The sequence below is a fragment of the Mesorhizobium sp. M1E.F.Ca.ET.041.01.1.1 genome, assembly GCF_003997355.1.
Lineage (GTDB): Bacteria > Pseudomonadota > Alphaproteobacteria > Rhizobiales > Rhizobiaceae > Mesorhizobium.
Window position 1 is genome coordinate 1 of record NZ_RZSL01000387.1, and the last position, 5,982, is coordinate 5,982.

The following is a 5,982-nucleotide window of genomic DNA, read 5'->3' on the forward strand; positions in this document are numbered from 1 at the left end:
GTTCAAGGCAAAGGTTTCGGCACTTCAGCTCGAGATCGGCTTCGGCGGCGGCGAGCATCTCCTGCATCGCGCGACGGAGGCGCCGGCGACCGGCTTCATCGGCGTCGAGCCATTCGTCAACGGCATGGCCAAGATGATGACGGCGCTCGGCAAGGCGCCGCTCGCCAATCTGAGAGTCTATGACGACGACGCCACGCGTCTGCTCGACTGGCTGCCGCCGGCCTCGCTCGATGGCATCGACCTGCTCTATCCTGATCCCTGGCCGAAGAAGAAGCACTGGAAGCGGCGCTTCGTCAGCCCGGCCAATCTCGACCGGTTCGCCCGGGTGCTGAAGGCTGGCGGCAGGTTCCGCTTCGCCTCCGACATCGACAGCTACGTGAACTGGACGCTGCTTGCCTGCCGCGCCAATGGCAACTTCGCCTGGCAGGCGAACGAGGCCGCCGACTGGCACACCCCCTATGAGGGCTGGCCCGGCACGCGCTACGAGGCCAAGGCCATCCGCGAGGGAAGGCGGCCTGCCTATTTGACCTTTATCCGGAAGTAGCCCCGGAAAATCTCGAAAGGGCCGCGAAGCGCCCCCGTTATTCACCGCTTGGAAGTCATCCGCCGCTCAGAAGCGGCCGATCTTGTCGAAGGCGGTCGGGTCGATGCCGAGCTTCTTCAGGTCGCCGCGGCGCGGCTTGCGTCCGGCCTCGACGGCGCGCAATGCGGCTGCGGCGCTGCCGAATGTGGTCAGAAAATCACCGATCACGAAAAACAATCCACGGTCCATGGCGACTACCTTTCGCGCGCCACCGCGCACGACCTTTCTTTTGCACTGCAGCATAACTGGGTGCTGGCAGGCCCCAATCACAGGGGCGCCGGCGCATAGCCGTCATGCTCCAGAAGCAATGCTGATCCCGCTGCGGTGAGGCCGGTGCTGACGTCAGGCTTGAAACACCGGCCGCAATCGTCTATATCAGCCTCAAATTCTTGGTCGGTATGACGAAGAGTGGGTCCACCCGGTCCCGCTCTTTTTTATTACCTGCCGGCCGGAGCGACAAAACGACAGGGATCCGATGACCGCAGCGGCAAGCGAAGCCGACGACCGTATCATCCGTGAAAGCGGCATCGATGCGCGTATTGCGATGATCGTGCAGCCGGTGCTCAAGGCCATCGGCTTTCGCCTCGTGCGGGTGCAACTGACGGGACAGAACGGGCTGACGCTGCAAATCATGGCCGAGCGCGAGGACGGCACTATGACCGTCGAGGATTGCGAAGAGATCAGCCGCGCGGTTTCGCCGGCGCTCGATGTCGAAGATCCGATCGAAAAGGCGTATCATCTCGAAGTGTCGTCGCCGGGCATCGACCGGCCGCTGGTGCGCAAATCGGATTTCGCCACCTGGATAGGCCATCTGGTCAAGATGGAGACGTCGGTCCTCATCGGCGACCGCAAGCGCTTCAAGGGCAAGATCGCCGGGGCGGACGCCGACGGCATTCTGCTCGAGCGCGACAAGGCGGCCTATGGCGAAGAGCCGATGGTGCGCGTGCCCTTTGACGCCATTGCCGAGGCGCGGCTCGTGCTGACCGATGATCTCATCCGCGAGGCCCTGTCGAAGGACAACAGGGCCCGCAAGGAAGCAAAAAAGCGCCGGGGCGACGCGGAAGAAGCCGCCGCCGGCGAAGGAAACGAAACCGAACAGGAAGGTTGATTGAGCTTTCGGGCCGCGTGTCCGGAGCGAAGTCGGGAGAAAGACAATGGTTGTAAGCGCCAACAGGCTCGAACTGCTGCAGATCGCCGATGCGGTCGCGCGTGAAAAGTCGATCGACAAGTCCATCGTCATCGCCGCCATGGCCGATGCGATCCAGAAGGCGGCGCGTTCGCGTTACGGTCAGGAAACCAACATCCGGGCCGACATCAATCCCAATACGGGCGAGATGAAACTGCAGCGGCTGATGGAAGTGGTCGAGAAGGTCGAGGACTACGCGACGCAGATCGCCCTCTCCACGGCGCGCGAGCGCAACCCCGACGCCCAGCTTGGCGATTTCATCGCCGAACAGCTGCCGCCCATGGATTTCGGCCGCATCGCCGCCCAGTCGGCCAAGCAGGTCATCGTCCAGAAGGTGCGCGAGGCCGAGCGCGATCGTCAGTATGACGAGTACAAGGACCGCATCGGCGAGATCGTCAACGGCACCGTCAAGCGCGTCGAATACGGCAACGTCATCGTCGACCTTGGCCGCGGCGAGGCGATCATCCGCCGCGACGAGCTGATCCCGCGCGAGAACTACAAGTACGGCGACCGCGTCCGCGCCTATGTCTACGACGTGCGCCGCGAGCAGCGCGGCCCGCAGATCTTCTTGTCGCGCACGCATCCGCAGTTCATGGCCAAGCTCTTCACCATGGAAGTGCCGGAAATCTACGACGGCATCATCGAGATCAAGTCGGTGGCCCGCGATCCGGGCTCGCGCGCCAAGATCGCCGTCATCTCGCGCGATTCCTCGATCGATCCGGTCGGCGCCTGCGTCGGCATGCGCGGCAGCCGCGTCCAGGCGGTGGTCGGCGAGCTGCAGGGCGAGAAGATCGACATCATTCCGTGGTCGCCCTCGGCCGCCTCCTTCATCGTCAACGCGCTGCAGCCGGCGGAAGTCGCCAAGGTGGTGCTCGACGAGGATGCCGAGCGCATCGAGGTGGTGGTGCCTGACGACCAGCTGTCGTTGGCCATCGGCCGCCGCGGCCAGAATGTGCGCCTTGCCTCGCAGCTCACCGGCTGGGACATCGATATCCTGACCGAGCAGGAAGAGAGCGAGCGTCGCCAGAAGGAATTCGTCGAGCGTTCGGCGCTCTTCATGGAAGCCCTCGACGTCGACGAGATGGTCGGCCAGGTGCTTGCCTCCGAAGGCTTCACCAGCGTCGAGGAAGTCGCCTATGTCGATTCCGGCGAGATCTCCTCGATCGACGGCTTCGACGAGGATACCGCTTCGGAAATCCAGACGCGCGCCCGCGAATATCTCGAAAAGATCGAGGCCGAGCACGACGAGAAGCGCAAGGCGCTCGGCGTCAAGGACGAACTGCGCGAGATCCCCGGCATCACCACGGCCATGATGGTGACGCTCGGCGAGGACGGCGTGAAGACGATCGAGGACTTCGCCGGCTATGCCGCCGACGACCTGATCGGCTGGAAGGAGCGCAAGGACGGCGAGACCAAGGTGTATCCGGGCGTGCTTGCCGATCATGGCGTCTCGCGCGCCGAAGCCGAAGAGATGGTGCTGGCTGCCCGCAGGAAGGCCGGCTGGATTTCCGAGGAAGAACTGGCCGCTGAAGAAGCCGCGGCCGGCGAAACCGTCGGTGCGTGAGGTGATCACCAATCGCAGAGCCCGTGGACGAGATGAACGATCGCACCTGCATCGTCACGCGCAGGCAGGCCGAAGCGGATGAACTGATCCGCTTCGTCGTCGGCCCGGATTCGGCCGTCGTTCCGGACATCAAGAGAAATCTGCCCGGCCGCGGTTGCTGGGTCACCGCCGATCGCCTACATATCGACAAGGCAGCGGCGAAGAACCTGTTTGCGCGGGCCTTCAAGGCGCAGGTTGCCGTCCCCGCCGATCTCGGGGGCATGGTCGACGGACTGCTTTCCAGATCCGCTCTGGGTATGCTGGGTCTTGCTCGCAAGGCCGGAGCGGTCGTTCTTGGCGCCGCCAAGGTGGAGGCTGCCGTGCGCGACGGGCAGGCGCTCTTCGTGCTGCACGCTACCGAAGCCTCGGACGATGGCGTCCGCAAGATCAGTCAGGCGCGGCGGGCAACCGTCCATCTCGGCGGCCCGGCCATCCCTGCCTACAAACTTTTACCCGAAGCCGAGTTGAGCTTGGCATTGGGGGGTACAAATGTGATACATGCTGCCGTCCTCGCGCAGGACGCGGGTAAGGCGGTTCAGAAGCGCATGGTTGCGCTCGACCGGTATCGGGGCGGAACCCCGGACGATTTGGCAATGCTTGCGGCCGTTGCTGACGAAGATGATGCCGCAGAGGATATGGAATGAACGATACGAAATCGGGCGACGACAAGACGTTGAGCGTTACGCCGAAGAAGACCTTGACGCTGAAGCGCCCCGGCCTCGAGCAGGGCACCGTGCGCCAGAATTTCTCGCATGGCCGTACCAAGTCGGTCGTGGTCGAGACCAAGAAGCGCAAGTTCTCGCTGCACGGCGACAAGCCGGAGCCGGTGGCGCCGTCGGTCTTCACGCCGAAGCCCGCAGCCGCGGCACCTGCCCCTGCCGTGCAGGAAGCGCCGAAGGCGCCGCCCCCGCAGCCGGAACGCTCCGGCATGGTGCTGAACGAATTGTCGCGCGGCGAGATGGAAGCCCGTCGCAGGGCGCTCGAAGGCTCCAAGGCGCGTGAGGTCGAGGACCGCCAGCGCGCCCAGGAAGAGGCCAAGCGCCGCGCCGAGGAAGAAGAGCGCCGCAAGCGCGAGCGCGAGGAATCCGCGCGTCGTCAGGCCGAGGAAGAGGCTCGCCTCCAGGCCGAGGCCGAGTCGCGTCGCCGTGCCGAGGAAGAGGCCCGCCGCCGCGCGCCGGTGGCCGCGGATAGTGCCGCGGCCGATGAAGACGAGGAAGTCAAGCCGAGGCGTACCGGCGCTGGTGCTGGTGCCGGTGCGCCGGCCCGCCGTCTCGCCACGCCCGAAGTGGCGCGTCCGGCCAAACCCACCAAGGGTGAGGAAGACCGCCGCCGCGGCAAGCTGACGCTGAATTCCGCGCTTTCCGACGAGGACGCGCGCGGCCGTTCGCTGTCCTCGATGCGCCGCCGCCAGGAGAAGTTCAAACGCGCGTTGCACAACGAGCCGCGCGAGAAAGTCATGCGCGAAGTGATCCTGCCCGAAACCATCACCATCCAGGAACTTGCGCAGCGCATGTCCGAGCGCGCCGTGGACGTGGTCAAGTTCTTCATGAAGCAGGGCCAGATCCTGAAGCCGGGCGACGTCATCGACGCCGACACGGCCGAACTGGTCGCTTCCGAATTCGGCCACACGGTCCGTCGCGTTGCCGAGTCCGACATCGAGGAAGGCCTGTTCAACATCGCCGACCGTCCGGAAGACCTGGTGTCGCGTCCGCCTGTCGTGACGATCATGGGCCATGTCGACCACGGCAAGACCTCGCTGCTCGACGCCATCCGCAACGCCAATGTCGTCTCCGGCGAGGCCGGCGGCATCACCCAGCATATCGGCGCCTATCAGGTCGATAAGAACGGTCAGAAGATCACCTTCATCGACACGCCCGGCCACGCCGCCTTCACCGCCATGCGCGCCCGCGGCGCCCAGGTGACCGACATCGCCGTGCTGGTGGTGGCGGCCGACGACAGCGTGATGCCGCAGACGATCGAATCGATCAATCACGCCAAGGCAGCCGGCGTCCCGATCATCGTGGCGATCAACAAGATCGACAAGCGCGACGCCGACCCGCAGAAGGTGCGCGCCGAACTCCTGCGCCATGAAGTGTTCGTCGAATCGATGGGCGGCGAGGTGCTGGACGTCGAAGTGTCGGCGACCAAGGGCACCAACATCGACAAGCTGCTCGAGGCGATCCTGCTGCAGGCCGAAATCCTCGACCTCAAGGCCAATCCCGACCGTACCGCCGAAGGCGCGGTCATCGAGGCCAAGCTCGACAAGGGCCGTGGTCCGGTCGCCACCGTTCTGGTGCAGACCGGCACGCTGATGCCGGGCGACATCATTGTCGCCGGCAACGAGTGGGGCCGTGTCCGCGCGTTGGTCAACGATCGCGGCGAGCATGTGCCGGAAGCGCCGCCGGCAATGCCGGTCGAGGTGCTCGGCCTCCAGGGCACGCCGCAGGCGGGCGACCGCTTCGCCGTCGTCAACAACGAGGCGCGCGCACGCGAAATCACCGAGTACCGCCAGCGCCTGGCGCGCGAAAAGGCGGTGGCCAAGCATGCCGGGCAGCGCGGCTCGCTCGAGCAGATGATGTCGCAATTGCAGACGAGCGGGCTGAAGGAATT

6 protein-coding genes are annotated in these 5,982 nt (G+C 65.1%); 5 read left to right on the top strand and 1 reads right to left on the bottom strand.

The window, feature by feature from the left end; genetic code table 11:
* Nucleotides 1–544 (top strand): tRNA (guanine(46)-N(7))-methyltransferase TrmB (locus EOA38_RS25415; protein WP_127300529.1); only part of this gene is annotated, 544 nt, incomplete at its 5' end.
* 66 nt (nucleotides 545–610) lie between these two features.
* On the opposite strand, the gene EOA38_RS39325 is transcribed toward EOA38_RS25415, so the two are convergent.
* Nucleotides 611–751, bottom strand: coding sequence for a hypothetical protein (locus tag EOA38_RS39325; protein ID WP_189434878.1), 141 nt, complete (start codon nucleotides 749–751; stop codon nucleotides 611–613).
* Between the two features lie 307 nt (nucleotides 752–1,058).
* Here EOA38_RS39325 and rimP point away from each other — a divergent pair, with 307 nt between their 5' ends.
* From rimP to infB, 4 genes are all read left to right on the top strand, one after another.
* On the top strand, nucleotides 1,059–1,691 hold the full coding sequence (gene rimP / locus EOA38_RS25420; RefSeq protein WP_127300530.1) for a ribosome maturation factor RimP: 633 nt from the start codon (nucleotides 1,059–1,061) through the stop codon (nucleotides 1,689–1,691).
* A 46-nt stretch (nucleotides 1,692–1,737) separates the two neighbouring features.
* A complete protein-coding gene (nusA, locus tag EOA38_RS25425) occupies nucleotides 1,738–3,333 on the top strand; it encodes a transcription termination factor NusA (RefSeq protein WP_126090354.1) in 1,596 nt (531 codons plus the stop codon).
* A 32-nt stretch (nucleotides 3,334–3,365) separates the two neighbouring features.
* Nucleotides 3,366–4,016, top strand: coding sequence for an RNA-binding protein (locus EOA38_RS25430; RefSeq protein WP_126095647.1), 651 nt, complete (start codon nucleotides 3,366–3,368; stop codon nucleotides 4,014–4,016).
* Nucleotides 4,013–5,982, top strand: a 1,970-nt coding sequence (infB, locus tag EOA38_RS25435; RefSeq protein ID WP_127300531.1) for a translation initiation factor IF-2, incomplete at its 3' end; no start/stop codon positions are given. The genes EOA38_RS25430 and infB, both read left to right, overlap by 4 nt.

Coding starts and splice junctions, on each gene's coding strand:
- rimP (WP_127300530.1), top strand. CDS start 1,059: ATGACCGCAGCGGCAAGCGAAGCCGACGACCGTATCATCCGTGAAAGC.
- nusA (WP_126090354.1), top strand. CDS start 1,738: ATGGTTGTAAGCGCCAACAGGCTCGAACTGCTGCAGATCGCCGATGCG.
- EOA38_RS25430 (WP_126095647.1), top strand. CDS start 3,366: ATGAACGATCGCACCTGCATCGTCACGCGCAGGCAGGCCGAAGCGGAT.